General features: G+C 69.0%; 12 protein-coding genes and 2 pseudogenes. 4 read left to right on the top strand and 10 right to left on the bottom strand.

Annotated elements, in window-relative coordinates; all coding sequences use genetic code 11:
• The 3 genes from MJ785_RS15145 to MJ785_RS15135 all read right to left on the bottom strand — a co-directional run.
• Positions 1–739: DUF4255 domain-containing protein (locus tag MJ785_RS15145; RefSeq protein ID WP_239381431.1), on the bottom strand; the 739-nt coding region annotated here is incomplete at its 3' end.
• Positions 740–743: 4 nt separating this feature from the next.
• Positions 744–3,743, bottom strand: coding sequence for a hypothetical protein (locus MJ785_RS15140; RefSeq protein WP_239381429.1), 3,000 nt, complete (start codon positions 3,741–3,743; stop codon positions 744–746).
• Between the two features lie 220 nt (positions 3,744–3,963).
• Positions 3,964–4,587, bottom strand: a complete 624-nt coding sequence (locus tag MJ785_RS15135) for a response regulator transcription factor (RefSeq protein ID WP_239311649.1) — start codon at positions 4,585–4,587, stop codon at positions 3,964–3,966.
• A gap of 242 nt (positions 4,588–4,829) precedes the next feature.
• On the opposite strand from MJ785_RS15135, the gene MJ785_RS15130 reads away from it, so the two are divergent.
• The gene (locus tag MJ785_RS15130; protein ID WP_239381427.1) at positions 4,830–6,116 is read left to right on the top strand and encodes a hypothetical protein; all 1,287 of its coding nucleotides are present in this window, start codon (positions 4,830–4,832) and stop codon (positions 6,114–6,116) included.
• Positions 6,117–6,157: 41 nt separating this feature from the next.
• On the opposite strand, the gene MJ785_RS15125 is transcribed toward MJ785_RS15130, so the two are convergent.
• From MJ785_RS15125 to MJ785_RS15110, 4 genes are all read right to left on the bottom strand, one after another.
• Positions 6,158–6,382 (bottom strand): helix-turn-helix domain-containing protein, encoded by a 225-nt coding sequence (locus tag MJ785_RS15125; protein ID WP_239311645.1) that lies wholly within the window; start codon positions 6,380–6,382, stop codon positions 6,158–6,160.
• Positions 6,383–6,490: 108 nt separating this feature from the next.
• Positions 6,491–7,546 carry a type III polyketide synthase gene (locus tag MJ785_RS15120; protein WP_370651670.1) on the bottom strand — a complete coding sequence of 352 codons (1,056 nt, stop codon included), beginning with the start codon at positions 7,544–7,546 and terminating at the stop codon, positions 6,491–6,493.
• A 481-nt stretch (positions 7,547–8,027) separates the two neighbouring features.
• Complete coding sequence (locus MJ785_RS15115) at positions 8,028–8,972, bottom strand: UbiA family prenyltransferase (protein ID WP_239381425.1); 945 nt, start codon at positions 8,970–8,972, stop codon at positions 8,028–8,030.
• 3 nt (positions 8,973–8,975) lie between these two features.
• Positions 8,976–11,432, bottom strand: coding sequence for an ATP-binding cassette domain-containing protein (locus MJ785_RS15110; protein ID WP_239311639.1), 2,457 nt, complete (start codon positions 11,430–11,432; stop codon positions 8,976–8,978).
• 389 nt (positions 11,433–11,821) lie between these two features.
• Between MJ785_RS15110 and MJ785_RS15105 the strand changes: the two genes are divergently transcribed.
• Positions 11,822–12,295: a response regulator transcription factor gene (locus tag MJ785_RS15105; protein WP_239381423.1), complete on the top strand. Its 474-nt coding sequence runs from the start codon at positions 11,822–11,824 to the stop codon at positions 12,293–12,295.
• A 191-nt stretch (positions 12,296–12,486) separates the two neighbouring features.
• Here the strand turns inward: MJ785_RS15105 and MJ785_RS15100 are convergent.
• A pseudogene (locus tag MJ785_RS15100) lies at positions 12,487–13,658 on the bottom strand (RNA polymerase sigma factor).
• Positions 13,659–13,666: 8 nt separating this feature from the next.
• The gene (locus MJ785_RS15095) at positions 13,667–14,074 is read right to left on the bottom strand and encodes a YciI family protein (RefSeq protein ID WP_239313092.1); all 408 of its coding nucleotides are present in this window, start codon (positions 14,072–14,074) and stop codon (positions 13,667–13,669) included.
• 135 nt (positions 14,075–14,209) lie between these two features.
• On the opposite strand from MJ785_RS15095, the gene MJ785_RS15090 reads away from it, so the two are divergent.
• On the top strand, positions 14,210–14,473 hold the full coding sequence (locus tag MJ785_RS15090; RefSeq protein ID WP_239313078.1) for a hypothetical protein: 264 nt from the start codon (positions 14,210–14,212) through the stop codon (positions 14,471–14,473).
• A gap of 73 nt (positions 14,474–14,546) precedes the next feature.
• Positions 14,547–14,744 (top strand): annotated as a pseudogene (locus MJ785_RS15085) (IS66 family transposase); the annotation flags it as partial.
• Between the two features lie 79 nt (positions 14,745–14,823).
• Here the strand turns inward: MJ785_RS15085 and MJ785_RS15080 are convergent.
• On the bottom strand, positions 14,824–15,879 hold a 1,056-nt coding region (locus tag MJ785_RS15080), incomplete at its 5' end, for a cation diffusion facilitator family transporter (protein ID WP_239381421.1).

Genomic DNA, 15,879 nt, shown 5'->3' with positions numbered 1-15,879 from the left:
GGTCATGAGTGTCGCGGCGGTCCTGGGGTGTGCCCCGGGTGCGGCGCGTGCCGACGGTCGCCAGCGGCCCCCGGGAGTCCGGGTCGCGGGTGTCCGAGCCCTGGCCATCCGTGATGTTCCCTCCGGCGACCGGGTCGGTGTAACGCAGCGCGCTGGTCTCCTCGCGGTCGCCGTCGGAGTCGGCGATCCGCAGCCGCATGCCGTCAACGACCACCGGGTCGGCCAGCACCCGCTTCGCTGACAGCGGCGCGACCACGACGAGATCCAGGGAGGGTTTGAGTTCGCCGCCGAGCGCACTCCACACGTCGGCGAGCGCCCGGTCCGGTACGGGCACGGCGATAGTCATGGGAATGGTCAGGTCGAGCGCCGCGAGCGAGCCGGCCAGCCGCTCCGCCGGCAGGGCATCCTGCTGGATCAGGCTGGCGAGCAGGACGGACAGGAGCCGGTGCTCATCCTGCGTCCGGCTGGTCCACGCGGTCACTATGTACGACAGGGTGTAGAAACGCGGCGGGTCATGCCGCGCCACCGTGACGCCCTGTTCGTCGTACTCGGTGATGCTGCCCTGCCGCCGCCGGGCCATGTCCTCGCAGATGTCGTACAGGAACAGATTGACCGTCGGGGCGTTGCGCCGGGCGGCCCACTCCCTGGTGGGCGCGTCGAAGGTCACCTCCACCCCGCTGCCGGCCAGCACCTCGTCACTAACGAGCCCGCGCAGGGCCTCGTCTATCTCATGGATCATCGCGTCACCACCGCCGGTCGACGTGGCCCGGGGGCTGCTGCGCCGGCAGGACCACCCGGTATGGCGTGGTCACCGGGGAGAAGCCGGCGCCGGACGCGACCGCCAGCCGGGGCCCGAGGCGGTCCTTGCGCAGGACCAGAAGCTGCGCGATGAACCTTCCGTCCGGGCCGGGTACGGTCGGCGTCGCGGCCGCGGTGATGCCGACATCCCAGACCAGCTTCACCGATACGCCGGGAGGGAAGTCGGTGCCGCGTATTGACGTGACGAAACCGGGCGGACCGATCGCCGGCACCGCGACGATACGCGGCTGCAGGACCCGTAGCGGGGCCGTGGCGGTGTCGTTGGCCTGGTCGGCGTTGGTAGCGGTGGTGGTGACCGTGCCAGCCACAGCCGTGGACAGGGCCGCGTCCGGCGCCAGTCCGATCGTCACGCTCGCCGTACCGCCAGGTGCCAGGTCAGGGACCGGGCATCCGGTGTCCGCGGCGCAGTCCGGCGCCGGGGCGGCCACCGGGATACCGGCCGGCAGTTGCGGGCGCAGCCGCAGGCCGGTCGCGGGCTGGCCACCGGCGTTGCGGACCGTGTAGGTCACGGTTGCGGTTCCACCGACGTAGGCCGGGGTGGGCGTGACCGACACGGTCAGCGACGGGTCGGCCGGCACCGACGGTGCCGCGGCGATCACCTCGACCCGCGTGCCGGCGCGGTTGTCGGCCGGATTGGCGTCAGTCACCCCGCCGCCGACCGACCAGCTGACCGGGAACGTACCGGTGGCCACACCGGTCAGCTCGACACGCACCGACACCGTCCGCCCGACGCCGATGGCCTCCAGGTCGCAGCTGGTCGGCGTGAGCGTGCAGGTGCCCTGCTCCGTTACCAGGCCGGTGACCTGCAGCCCGGACGGCACCGTGAGGTCGAGCCGGGTCCCCGGCATGGGGCTGGGCCCGCGGTCGGTGACCGACAGCGTGAACGCCGTCCGGCCGCCGACCGTCGTGGCGGCCGGTGGGGTCAGCAGCGCCGTGGACACGTCGACCGACCGCTGCCAGGCCGGCTCCTTCTGCCGCCCGGGCAGGTCCTGGGTGAGCGCTTCGATATGGCCGGTGCGGACGTCGTAGACATCCAACGCCTCCGGTGCGTTGCCGTCGCGCCCCCGGCGGGCGGTGAAGACGAGCCGCTGCCCATCCGGCGCCCAGGACACGTCACGGGGTTGGAACGGCCCGGCCGGCTGGGCAGGGACCGGCGCCGCGCAGGACGCGCCCGACCCGGGCATGAGGAGCCGGCAGTTCGTACCGTCCACATTGGTCAGGACCAGCCCGTCGGTGACCCGGTTGAACGCGAGCCGCTCTCCGTCCGGGGCGAAGGCGGCACTGTCGTCGACGACGTTGCAGTCGGTACCGCACACCGTGCTGGTCAGGTCGCGCTGGTCGAGGCCGTCGGCGGCGTTCGCGGTCCAGATGTGTGTGCGGCTGGCGGCATCGGTATAGCGGCCACGGGTGAACGCCAGCAGGGCGCCATCGGGTGACCAGGCGGGCTGCGTGTCGTCCAGCCCGGCGAATTCCGGCGGTGTCGGCAGCTGGAGCAGCAGGTCACCGGTGGCCACGTCGGCCACGACGATCCGTGCCCGGGCGCCGGAGGTGGTGCGCACCAGAGCGATGCGGCTGCCGTCCGGTGACCACGCCGGATCGATCTCCATATCTCCGGGTCCGCGGTCGGCCAGCGGCAGCAGCCGCGGGGCGGTGCCGTCGGCGTTGACCAGCCAGACGCGTACGACCCGGCGGCCGGCGACCGTCTCGAACCGGGTGACCGCGATCTGGCGCCCGTCCGGCGAGTACACCTGGCGCTCGGTCCACGGGTCGCCGTCGGTCGGCTGGAAGAGGAACCGTGCGTCCTGTTCCGCCTTGGGATCCTCGCGCAGGATCGGCAGGCGCAGATCGCGTGGATCGGTGCCGTCGGGGCGGATGTCCTGCAACGTCACGGTGTGCCGGTCGGGGGCGCTGTCCCGGGTCACCAGCAGCGACGGCGTACGGCTGCCGGTTGGCGTGTACCAGGTCGGCAGGTTGACCTGACGGTCCTCGGCGAGACGGAGCTCCGCCTGGCAGTCGCAGGGGTTGTCGCGGGGTGCGGCGGTGTAGACGAGGTCGATGTCGCCCAGCGGTCCGCCTCCTGCTGGTGGGCTACGGCTCATGAACGCCAGCGTTTCGCCGTCGGGTGACCAGCTCGGTTCGTGGCCCTGCCAGTTCGCAGGCAGCAGCAGGCGGTCCCCGGTCCCGGCCGCCGTCGACAGGTGGATCTTCTGGTCGGTGTCGCTGTGTGGATCGCACGTGTACGCGAGGCGATCGTGCGCCGGGTTCGGGTCCCACGCCGGTTGACCAGCGCCCGTGGGCTGGTTGGTCACCTGGGTGACGTTGCCGCCGGCAGCCGGTATCCGGTACACCTGCGGCGTGTCGCCGCCTCGGCGGCCTTCGAACGCGAGGGTCGCACCGTCAGGCGACCAGGTGGGCCAGGTGTTGTCACCGGCACCATCGGTGACCCGGGACAGCCCCGTACCGTCCACGCCGATCACGAAGACATCGTGGCCTGCGCCGTTGCGGCCGGCGCCGGAGTCGAACGCGACGCGGGTGCCGTCCGGGGAGATGGTCGGGTGCTCCTCGGCGAAGGTGTTGGTTGTGAGCCGGCTCACCGGCCCGTCGCCACGGCGCAGGTACACCTCGCCGGTGGCCGTGTCACGCCGGCTCACCCAGGTCACCGCGTCCCCCCGGGCCGACGCCTGCTCGTCATAATGGTCCGGGCCGACCGGGAAGAACGGCGCCGACACGGCCCCCGAGCCCTGAACACCAACCATGCCGAGACTGCGGTGCTGGGTCCCAGCGTACGCGATGCGTTCCTCGGCGACAGGCGCCGTGTGCGGTACGGGCGGAACCTCCAACGGGCCATCCGAGGGGGCTGCGGACGCGGCCAAGCCGGAGACGAGGAGCGCGACCGACGTCACTGCGGCCGCCACGGTGGGCATTCGGGTCTTGCGTCGCAACCGGACCTCGACAGGCATGCGGCGGGATGGGGACGACTGTGCGGCACGATGTCGGCGTCTGTGCCGAAACGACGACCGGCGGGCCACGCGCGGGCCCGTTCATGCTGGATTCTGGGCGTGCCCGGCCGACGCATCAGCGGCCGGACGGGCACAGCCCCGGGCATGTCGGGTTGTCCATTCGGGCAACCCGACCGGAGCGCTGTCAGAGCAGGCCGTGGCGCAGCGCGTACGCTACCGCGTGCGTGCGGTTACGCAGTTGCAACCGGGTGGTGACGTCGTGCAACACATTTTTGACCGTGCGCTCGGAATACGACAGCTTGCCGGCGATCTCGCGGTTCTCGAAGCCGTCCGCCACCAGACGCAACACTTCGATCTCGCGAGCGGTCAGGCCAAGTAACGTCAGGCCCCGCGGAGTGAGCACCTGACGCTGCAACCGACCCATCTGGTCCAGTAACCGGCCCAGCAGATCGGCGGGCAGCGCACCTTCTCCCCGTACCGCCGAGGAGATCGCATCGACAAGCCGCTCAGGGGTCGCCTCGCCGCGGCGGACAACGCCGACAACCCCGCACTCGACCACCGTGGACAGATCAGCTTCATCGATCTTCGCCGGGACGAGCACGAGCTTCGCCGAGACCATCCGGTGCAGCCGGCGCAGCGCGCGAGCGGCCTCGTCGTCGAGGCTGTCCGTGACGACCAGCACAACGGCGGCGTTGTGCTCCTCTCCAGGTTCGAGTACGAGAAGTTCCGGGCGGGTGCGGATCTGGCTCACCATGCCCAGCCGTGAGATCACGTCTTCGGCATGGACGCAGATCGGCACACGATCCATCTGTAGGCCTCCCATCGGCAGTGCCTTCAAGGGCACCTGTTCCACATGTCACTGACGCGTCGAGATCCGCAGGTCGGGCCGACCGTCTGCCGGTGTGTGCCCGATCGGGCACACACCGGCCATACTGTGCCGGGACACGCTTCGCGTGCACGTAATAGGGACCAATCGGGCAATAAGTCCGCCCATGACGGTTCCCCCACGGCAGGTGGCGGTGGGGCTGCGGGCGCCTACCGTCGACCGGCATGAGCGCATCGGCCAGTCTGGCTCGCCTCTCGGTCGCCGTCATGCCCGGTGGTGAGGCACACGTTTCGATCATCGTCCGTAACACGGTCGACATCGTCGAGGCGTACCGGTTCGACATCGTCGGTGTACCGGCGGAGTGGGCGAGCATCGATCCGCCAACGCTGTCGCTGTACCCGGGTACAGCGGAGACGGTGACGATCACCTTCCGGCCCCCGCGCTCGTCACAGGTCCCGGCTGGCGACATGCCGTTCGGGATCCGTGTGATCCCATCGGAACACCCCGACGCATCCGTCGAGGAAGGCACCCTCACCATCCTGCCGTTCTCACAGCTCTCGGCGGATCTGCGGCCTCAGGTGCACTCCGGTCGCCGCCGGGCCCGGTACCGCCTCGAGACGGAGAACCGCGGCAACCGGAGCGAGGACCTCGATTTCAGCGCCAGCGACAGTGCTGAGCAGCTCAAGCTCGCGCTCCGGCCGGCTACGGCGGTCTTGGATCCGGGCGGGCTGTCCGACGGGGTCGTCGTGGCGCGGGCCAAGCGGCTGCTGTGGCGCGGCGAGCCCCGGCGCATGCCGTTCCAGACCCAGGTCAGGGGCGAGGACGATGCCGTCGTCACTCTCAGCGGTACGTTCATCCAGCGGCCGGTCCTGTCCGCATGGCTGCTCAAACTGCTAGCGTTGCTGTTGGCACTGTTGCTGGCGCTGATCGCGCTGTGGTTCGGCCTACTCCGGCCGACAGTGCGCTCGGCCGCCCGGGAAGCGGCTGATGGCAAGGTCCAGCAGGCCGCAAACCAGGCGGCCCAAGCCGCGGTGGACCGACAGCAGCCACAGGGCGGTGCACCACCACCGCCACCAGCATCGAAGCCATCGTCCGAACCGACGTCAGGTACTCCCTCGAAGGGTATCGGCAACGCGCAGCTCACCGATGGCGCGGAGCAGGTGGCAAAATCTATTCCACTCCGGACCAAGGTTGGCGGCTTAGCCGAGGGGGAATTTGTCATACCCGACGGCAAGATCTTCCTACTCACCGACTACCTCGTCGCCAACCCGCAGGGTGACGAAGGCACGCTGACCGTGAGCGCCAACGGCGAGAAAGTGATCCCGTACGCGCTGGAAAACTTCCGCGACCAAGACTACCACTCGGTCACACCGATCCGGGTACCGGCCAAAGGCCGGGTGACCATGACAGTAACCTGCCGCAAGGCCGGTACCCCACCAGACATGCCTCCGCCCTCGACATGTTCAGAGTCGCTCTACCTCAACGGCCTGATGGCGAACGTCCCTGGCTGACGGATCGCTCCGTCGCCACACCGTGATGTCGGAGGGTGTGCTCAGGCCGACTCGCGGAGGACCCGTCGGACGATCTCCTCCACCCGGGACTCGGTCATGGCGGCTTCCCGGGGTTCCTCGACCGCACGATATGCCGTCGCGCCGCCGTTACGGTCGATCTCCCGAGATATTGTTGAGTGGTGCCGGCCGAGTAGCTGCCCGATATACCGCGCCGACTTGTGCCGGCTCAGTTCCCGGGAGACAGTCTCCCGCTCCTCGATCTTCAACAGCTCGTGCGAAGCCAGCTACCGTCCAGTCTGTCGACACTACCGAGATCATCCTATCGGAGCGTCGCTACGACCGTTTGAACTCGCGCAGGCATCCCGGGCAGGCGTTTACCGTGCTTTCAGCAGCACGTTCCACAGAGTCAGGCCTGGGCCGAAGGCCATCGCTACCACGGGGTCGCCGGGGCGTAGCTGCCCCTTGCGCCGGATCAGCTGGAGAACCAGCGGAACTGTCGCCGACGAGCAGTTGCCGCGGATGTCAAGGATCTCGTGGGTTGCGGCGGTCTGGTCGGCGCGTAACCCGAGTTTCTCCGCGACCACACTCACGATGCGTGGCCCACCGGGGTGTATCGCCCATCCCGCGATGTCCTCGACGCCGAGTCCGTGCCGGCCGAGCAGTTCCTCGGTCGTCTTCTCGACGTGCAGCGCCAGCCTGTCGGGCACCTTTGCCGACAGGCTCATCCGGAAGCCGTGGTCGGTGACCGTCCAGGTCATCAGCGACGCCGACGAGGGGTCGGTGACAGCCTCGGTGTCGATGACCTCCAGCCCACCGGAGACATCCGGTTCCAGCACCAGGGCGCAGGCGGCGTCCCCGAACAGCGCGTGCGCGACGATCTGCTCGACATCGTTCTCCGCCCCGGGCGCGAACGGCTGTACGTGCAGCGACGGCAGCTCGATGCACAGGACCACCGCGGGCCGTCCCCGCGTACGCACGTAGTCGGTGGCGGTCGACAGCGCGGGCAGCGCCGCGTAACAGCCCATGTGGCCGATGAGGAGCCGCTGGGTGCTGGCTGGCATTCCGAGCTCGGTGGCCAACGTGATGTCGAGCCCTGGGGTCGCGTAGCCGGTGCAGGAGACCACGACGAACAGGCCGACGTCAGCGGGATGCAGGCCGGCGTCGGTGAGCGCGCCGACGACCGCCTCCCGGCCCAGCGGATGTGCCGCGGTGACGTACCGGCGCATCCGGGCACCGGTGGTCCACGCGCTGACATCCTCCGTCCGGGGATCGACCGCGCCATGGCGGGTGCTCACGCCGCAGCCGAGGAAAATCCTTCGCGCGGTCCGGTTTCCGTTGTAACGACGAGTGAACACATCGTCCCACAACGCTTGTTGGTCCATTGCCGGCGGGAACGCCATGCCCTGCCCGGTGAGTACCGCCGTGTGCATCCGGTTGGTGCCCGTGGCTTCCGGCGCGGCCTGCTGCCGCTGCCGTGGTGGCCGGGCCGTTCGCGGCAGGGACGCCGGCGGTTTCGGCCCGACGATGGCACTCGCGTTTGTTTGTGCTTGGCTGGACATCCGGCGTTACCCCTCCATACACCGAGAACAAAGTAGAGGTCGTCCGTCGACGGCGTGCGGAACCCGGACGCCTGGGCTGGCGAAAGTGGCTTCGGACTGGTGTGACGGACCAGTCCGGACACCGCCTTTGCCAGCCGATGTCGATCAACGCTCTCTGCGTGTCCGCCTTATAATGCGCATGGTGAGCCGGCGACGTTGACTCGATGACGATTTCGTCATGTCTGTTATAAGTCACCGTATGCCGCCGACATTATGCGTACCGGGGCTTGACATGCGAACCATGCTGGGTTCGGGCTGGTCGCTGGTTTCCGGATCGACGTGTTCGGATGTGCTCCGATGTGTCCAGGCGCGTTCAGACCAGGTTGGGCCCGGCTGCCACCAGCAACGCCACATCGATGAGCGCGACCGCGAGGACGACCCGAAAAGCTCCGCGGCCGATCGGCCGCGAATCATTCTGGTCGGATTCTCCCGATTTCCCGAATTCGCCGGCTGTTCCCGGAAGATCTGGCTGGTCCCGTTCGGTGGATACGCCCGCGGTCACCGGCCCGGGACGCCGTACCGGCACGCTCACCAGTACCGCGGCGACGGCGGCCCCGGTCACGGCGAGCCCCGCGATCGCCGCCGGACCGACCGATGACCCCGGGCCGAAAGCGATTACCACGGACGCGGCGGCGAGCAGCGCCACGGCCAGCCACAACGACCAGCGCGCCCCGACCCGGTGCGGCACGCCGCGCACACCGGCGCGCAGGTCCTCGGCGAGGTCGGGCAGAACGTTGGCAAAGTGCCCCCCGCAGCCCAGCAGGGCACCGGCGAGCAGCAGCCACCAGGCGGGCCGCGGATGGCCCGGCAGCCCGAGGACGATGAAGGCGGGCAGGAGCGCATAGGCGACGGCGAACGGGATCAGCGACGCCGCCGTGCCCTTCACCCCCATGTTGTACAGCCAGGCCAGGGCGACCGCGATCAGGTGCGCGGTGGCCGCCCGCCACCCGGACAGCAGGGACAGCGGTACGCACGCCAGCAGACTGACCAGCGCGGCAACGCCCACCGTCCGGGCTGGCAGGGCGCCGAGCGCCACCGGCTTGTCCTCCCGTCCGCTGGACGAGTCTTGGGCACGGTCGAAGTAGTCGTTACTCCATCCGATCGACAGCTGGCCGGTGCCCACGGCGAGGGCCACCGCGACGACACCTGCCACCGACCGCCCGGAGGAGGCCGCGAGGGCGGCGGCGATCAGCGTGACCGCGGCGGAGGGCTCTGGATGGCATGTGCGCGCGAGGCCGCGGACGGTTGGGTAGCCCATGGATCACGAAGTCTTTCTTCCGCTGGTCAGCTTGCCCCGGCGCGTGCCCGCCTTGGGATCGAGACGCCGTAGTAACAGCGCGCAGGCGGCCACGGCCAGACAGCCGACAGCGAAGCCCGCCACGATGTCCGTGAGGTAGATGTGCGCGGCATGCACCCACAGCGGATCGACCGGGCCGCGGGAGAAGGGCACGTTGCCGAGTTTCACCACATCATTGAGGTCCGCCGAGGACGCGATCGCCGCGTAGCCCCAGCGGGCCGGCATGAGATAGCCGATCTGTTGCAGGCCCAGTTTGCCTTCCAGCGGGACGAGCCCGCCGCTGAAGACGACCTGTGACATGGTGGTCATCACCAGCAGCGGCATGGTCTTGTCCGCGTTGTCGACCCAGGCGGAAATCGCCAGGCCGAGCATTGCGGACGATATCGAGATCATGGCCACCGCCAGGATGACCTCCAGCATGGGGGAACTGAGCACGACCGCCTGGCGCGGCGTGCGGTTGGTCATTCCTATGATGGCGAAAACAATGCTCTGCAGGGCGGTTATGATGACGAGAACAACGATCTTCGACCCGAGGTATGCGGTGATCGACAGGCCGATGGCGCGTTCCCGCCGGTAGATTGCCTTCTCCTTGACGATCTCCCGGATTGAGTTTGCCATTCCCATGAAACAGGCGCAGAGCACGACCACGATGAGCAGCATCTGCGCATCGACGTTCGGTATGCCGTTGGGTAACGGGTCCAGGCGGTGTGGTGCCGGTCCGACCCGGGGCAGTATGCCCAGCAGGAACGGAAATGCCGCGATCAGCCAGAGATAGGACCGGTCCGAGGCGATGACGCTCAGCTGGCGGCGGCTCAGCGTCGCTATCTGCGAGAAGACGGACTGCTGCCGCGCGCTCGGCAGCGCCGCTGGTGTCGGGCGCGCGGGCGGTGCGGTGACCGACGCCGGGACGAAGTACTCGGAGTGCCGGAACCGGTCCGCCAGCTCGGTTGGTACCGCGCTTTCCAACATCTGGAAGACGTCCGGCCAGGAGTCCTTCTCGAGGAACGTGAGCGCGTTTCCCGGCGGGCCGAAGTAAGCGGTACGCCCGCCCTTGGCGAGGACAAGAATATAGTCGCAGATATCGAGCTGTGCGACACTGTGGGTCACCACCACGATGGTCCGGCCATCGTCGGCCAGCGTCCGCAGGGCGCCCATCACGTTCTGGTCCATGCCGGGATCGAGGCCGGAGGTGGGCTCGTCCAGAAACAGCAGTGTTGGTCTGGTCAGTAGTTCCAGCGCCACACTGGTGCGTTTGCGCTGCCCGCCGGACAGATTCCGCACGGGGACATCCGCGCGCTCCTGGAGGCCCAGCTCGTGGAGAACCTCGTCGACCCGTTCCCGGCGCTCCTCCTTTGTGGTGTCCGGGGGGAAGCGCAGCCGCGCGCCGTATTCCAGCGCCTTGCGGACCGTCAGCGTGGTGTGGAGAAGATCGTCCTGCGGCACATGCCCGATTCGTCGGCGCAGTTCGCCGTATTCAGCGTACATGTCCCGGCCGGCATAGCGGACGGCGCCTTTGTCGGCCGGCCGGAAACCGGTCAGCGCGTTCAGCAGGGTGGACTTGCCCGAGCCACTGGGGCCGATGACGGCCAGCAGCGCCCGGCCGGGCAGCCGGAAGCTCACGTCATGCATGATCTGCATGTCCTTGACGAAGACATTGAGGCCGTCGGCCTCGAAGGTGACGTCCCCGGAGTCGAGGTATTCGACCAGGGTCTCGCCTTCGAGCTGGAAAAGATGATGCCCGACGGCGATGATGTCACGCTGGGCGACCGCCTCGCGGCTGATCTTCCGTCCGTTGAGGAACGTTCCGTTCGCGGAGTCGAGATCGACGACATGTACCCCGCTCTGGCCGACGAAAATCTCGGCGTGGCGCCGGGAGGCCAGCAGGTCCGCCACGACGATGTCGTTGTCGTTGGACCGTCCTATCGACATCGTCCCCCGGCGCAGCGGATAGGTGTTCCGCCGGCCGTGTTCGCGTTCCAGCCGCGCCGCGCCGTCGGGTCCCGTGGCGGTCGTCTGCCGGTCGCGTTCGTACTCGGGGCTGCTGCGCCAGACTGTCGACATCTCCGAGCGCGGATCGAACTTCGGTGGTTCCGTGATGCTCGGTATGTCCGGTGGGAGTGGTATGTCCGGCAGGACGGGCAGAACCGCGAGCTCGGGGCCGTCGGGCGCGCCGAGCCGGAGCCGTATCTCTCCCTGCACGGCAACCTGCTTGACCCGTTGTCCATCCACCCAGGTCCCGTAGGAGCTGACGTCCTGTGCGGTCCACTCGGTATCGGTGCGTGTGATCACCACGTGCCGGCGCGAGACCTGGCGATCTATCAACACCAGGTCGGAGCCCTTTCCCCGGCCCACCACAAAAGGCCGGTCGCCTGTTATGATCACTTCCCCGGTGCTGCTGACGATTTTCAGCGGCGTCGACACGCCGTTCCCCTTTCGACCGTGCGTCGCAACCCAGCGCGGGCGTGTCCGCACCGTCCTGGCCAGCTGTTCACCGCATGAAATGATTTTATATTGATCCGGCTGGTATGTTCCAGCCTATATAGCTGGTATATACCGCTCGACGAGATTCGAGCGGTATCCAGCATGGCACAGCGGAGCGCGCCGCCCGGTCAGTACGGTGAAGTCCACGGTTGGCCGGGTGTGTGGGCGTCGCCAGGGTCCGCGAGCTCTGTCCCGATAGGCGTGGTAGGTGCGGGTGTGGCCTGCTCGCGGGCCGGTCCGTTTGTCATCCGTTGCCGGCGAGCAGGCCTTCACAGGTGCGGCGAAGGGTCGCGGCGGCGCGGCGCGGCGCAGCGGGCGGGGGGCCGGCTGTGGACAAACAGACTATCGATCTGATCCGCGGCCTGCACTGGGCGGGACGGCCGGTGGTGCTCATCGTGACCGATCTGGGTTCCTCGGATGTCACGGCAGCGGTGGAGGCGGGCGCGACGGGGCTGATCCGGCGAGCTTCCGCCACTCCGGGCCAGCTGCTGTCCGCAATTTGTGGAGCGGTGAACGGTGAGGGCTTCCTGCCGCCCGACTTGCTCGGCGGGTTGCTCAACCAGGTGCGCCAGGTCCAGACTCAGGTGCTCGCGTCACGCGGTCTCACCCTGTCGGGTATCTCCGAACGGGAGCGGGACGTGCTCCGGCTGGTCAGTGAGGGGTGTGACACCCGGGAGATCGGCCGTCAGCTCTCCTATTCGGAACGCACCGTCAAGAACGTTCTTCAGGACGTCACCCGCCGGTACGGCCTGCGTAACCGTTCCCACGCCGTCGCCTACGCGCTGCGTCAGGGCCTGCTGTAGCTCTTCTGCCCTCGACCGGCCGTTCGAGCACGCCCACGCGGCCCATGACCTGGGGCATGTCGCGGTTTGCAACACGATCTGGGAGGAGCCTGGGCCCCGCACGCGCGACGAGCGGGACCGGGCCGAGACCCACGCGCTTGTGACCGGCCAGCTCCTGTGACGAGTGTCGTTCTAGCCGATCGGCCAGGACTTCATCGCTGGACGGTCTGTAAGGACAACCGGGACACTCCCGCGTTGAGCCGGGCGGCTTGGCGGGTCAGGTGGTCGCGCTCGGCGAGGTTGGGGGCCTTGTGGGCAGCCTCGGCGTACAGCCGTGCCGCGGCAGCCAGGTCGCCGTCGCGTTCATGCAGGTACGCGGCGGCGGCGGCGTAGCGAGGCAAGGAGTCGTCCAGCGCCGCGAGTGCTCTCAGCCCGGCGCGTGGTCCGTCGACCTCGCCGACGGCCACCGCCCGGTTGAGCCGAACGAGACCGGGCTGTCGGTCAGGCGTGTAAGTTCGTCATACCATTCGAGGATCTGTGTCCAGTCGGTGTCCTCGGCGGTGGGCGCGTCCGCGTGGAGCGCCGCGATGGCAGCCTGGGCCTGGAACTCGCCCAGCCGGTCGCGGGCGAGGGCCGCCTGCAGGATCATGACGCCCTCGGCGATCGACGTGGTGTCCCATCGGCTGCGGTCCTGCTCAGCGAGTGGCACCAGGCTGCCGTCGGGCGCGGTCCGGGTGTCGCGCCGGGCGTGGTGGAGCAGCATGAGGGCGAGCAGTCCCGCCACCTCGGGGTGGTCGATCGCTGCCGCGAGCTGCCGGGTGAGCCGGATGGCCTCGGCGGCGAGGTCGACATCGCCGGAGTAGCCCTCGTTGAAGACCAGGTAGAGGACGCGCAGCACGGTGGCGACGTCGCCCGGCTGGTCCAGCCGCACGCCGGAGACGGTGCGTTTGGCCCGGCTGATGCGTTGCGCCATGGTCGTCTCGGGCACCAGGTAGGCATGGGCGATCTGGCGGGTGGTCAGCCCGCCGACAGCGCGCAGGGTGAGCGCGACCGCGGACGACGGCGTCAGCGACGGGTGGGCACACAGGAAGTACAGCAGGAGCGTGTCGTCCACCGCGGGCGTGGACCCGGGCGCCGGCCACTGGTCGACAACGTCTTCGCGCCGACGCCGGGCGGCATCCGCCCGGGTCGCGTCGAGGAACTTGCGCCAGGCCACGGTGACCAGCCAGCCCTTCAGGTCCCGCGGCTGGTCAGCCGGCCAGACGCGGATCGTCTCGACCAGCGCGTCCTGCACGGCGTCCTCGGCCGCCGCGAAATCAGCTCCGCGACGGACGAGGATCCCGAGCACACTCGGCGTGAGGCCCCGGAGCAGAGCCTCGTCCATCTGCGCGGTCACTGCGTGATGGTGGGCGGCGCGGTCAGGAACGGGCGGAGCTCGAGCCACTCGTGGATCGGCTTTCCGCCCGCACCGGGGGCGGCCGACAGCTCGCCGGCCAGCTCGACGGCACGCTCGTAGCTGTCGACGTCGATCACCATCCAACCGGCGATGAGGTCCTTGGTCTCGGCGAACGGGCCGTCGGTGACCGGTGGGCGCCCCTCGCCGTCGTACCGGACGAACGTCCCCGTGGGGGCGAGCGCCTGACCGTCGACGAACTCGCCGGTCCCCTCGAGCCGGGCCGCGAAGTCGCGCATGTACTGCATGTGTGCCGAGATCTCCTGCGGCGTCCACTGGTCCATGGGCACGTCGTTGACCGGAGCCGGAGCGCCGCGGTAGTGCTTGAGCAGCAGGTACTTGGCCATCATGTTCCTCCTCGGTGCTGGTGCGACCCATCGTGGCTACATTCACCGCGGGGACGGAGCCAGTCATGGTTTCTCGACATCACCGTCCAGAAAATTTTTGGCTCTCGCGGATGAGCGGGCGACACGGCCAACCCGGTGGTCGACGTCCAGCCTCCGCTGGCCACGCTGGCACGGGCATTGGCGCTCAGCGACGAGTTGCCCAAGGCGACCGTCCTCGCCGGGAGGATCGCTCTCTGCCTCCGTGACATTGCGGGCACAACGGTGGACTTCGCCGCCGTGACCGTGACGACCAGCCCGATCAGCCGATCTGGGCGCTCGTTGTCGAGCGCGGTCGACTTCTGCGCTGACCTGTTGGACGACGCCTACTCGGGGCGTCCATTCAGGGGTGGGCAGCTGTAGGCCGCTGACCTTGGGGTTTGTGTTGAGGGAACATGTCGTGCTGGTTGCTTGATCGGCGTGGTTGGGCGTGACCGAGCGGGACCAGGCACGGAACCGGCTCGCGGAGCTTGAGCTGGAGGTCGCCGGGCTGCGGCGACGGATGTTGATGGACAGCACGAACTCCTCGACGCCGCCGTCGAAGGAGCTGGTCGGGGCGAGGGAGCGGCGCAAGGCCGAGCGGCTGCTGCCCACGGTGCCCACGGTGCCCACGGGAAAGAAGCAGGGACGGCAGATGTGGATGATCTACGGGAAGCCCGCGATCGACACTTTATGATCATCTTCCGTGACCGCTGGCCGTCCGCCGAGTCCCACTAACTAATCAAACCCGCCGGCAATACCGTTGGCGACGCAGTCCCGGCGTGGTGATGGGCGGGGCTGGTGTGGATGGTCGCGGCGGACAGGCGGCGGATGTGGCGCAGCAGGTGGGCTTCGGCGGCGTGGGCGACGTCGTGGGCGGCGGTCAGCGATAGGTCCGGATCGACGGTGACGTCGGCTTCGGCGCGCAGGGTGTGGCCGATCCAGCGCAGGCGCAGTTCGCGGACGGTTTCGATGCCGTCGGTGTGCAGGAGGGTGGTGGTGGCTTCGGCGACCGTGTCGGGGTCGACGGCGTCCATGAGCCGGGCGCCGACGACGCGGGCTGCGGAGCGTAGGACGCCGAGGATCGCGACGGTGATGGCCAGGCCGATGACGGGGTCGGCCCAATGCCGGCCGAGGGCGACGCCGACAGCGCCGAGGAGGACCGCGAGGCTGGTGAAGCCGTCGGCGCGGGCATGCAGGCCGTCGGCGATGAGAGCGGCGGAGCCGATCCGGTGGCCGACGCGGATGCGGTAGCGGGCAACGATTTCGTTGCCGACGAAGCCGGCAAGCCCTGCGGCGGCGACTACGGCGAGGTGGTGGATGTGCTGGGGGTGCAGCAGGCGGTCGATCGCGGCCCAGGCTGCGAGCACACTCGACAGACTGATCATCGCGAGGACGGCGAGACCAGCGAGGTCCTCGGCACGGCCGTATCCGTAGGTGAACCGGGCGGTGGGCGGGCGGCGGGCGAGAGTGAAGGCGAGGAGCAGCGGGAGGGCGGTGAGGGCGTCGGCGATGTTGTGCAGGGTGTCCCCGAGCAGCGCCACCGACCCGGACAGCACGACGACGACGGCTTGCAGGGTCGCGGTCAGGCCGAGACCGGCCAGGCTGATCAGCAGGGCGCGGCGCCCGGCGGTGTCGGCTTCCAAGGCGTCATCGATCTGGTCGGCGCTGTCGTGGCTGTGCCCCCCGATCGGCTTTGAGAGTTCGTGGCGAAACCGCGCCCAGCATCCTCTCGTGTGATGGTCGTGCCCGTTCTCGTGTGTGTGCCCGCCGTGGCCGTGGCCGTGCGT

This window comes from Protofrankia sp. CiT1, assembly GCF_917627335.1.
Taxonomy (GTDB): Bacteria; Actinomycetota; Actinomycetes; order Frankiales; family Frankiaceae; genus Protofrankia.
The sequence above is the reverse complement of the archived record's forward strand: the minus strand, read 5'-3'. Positions and strand labels throughout refer to the sequence as shown.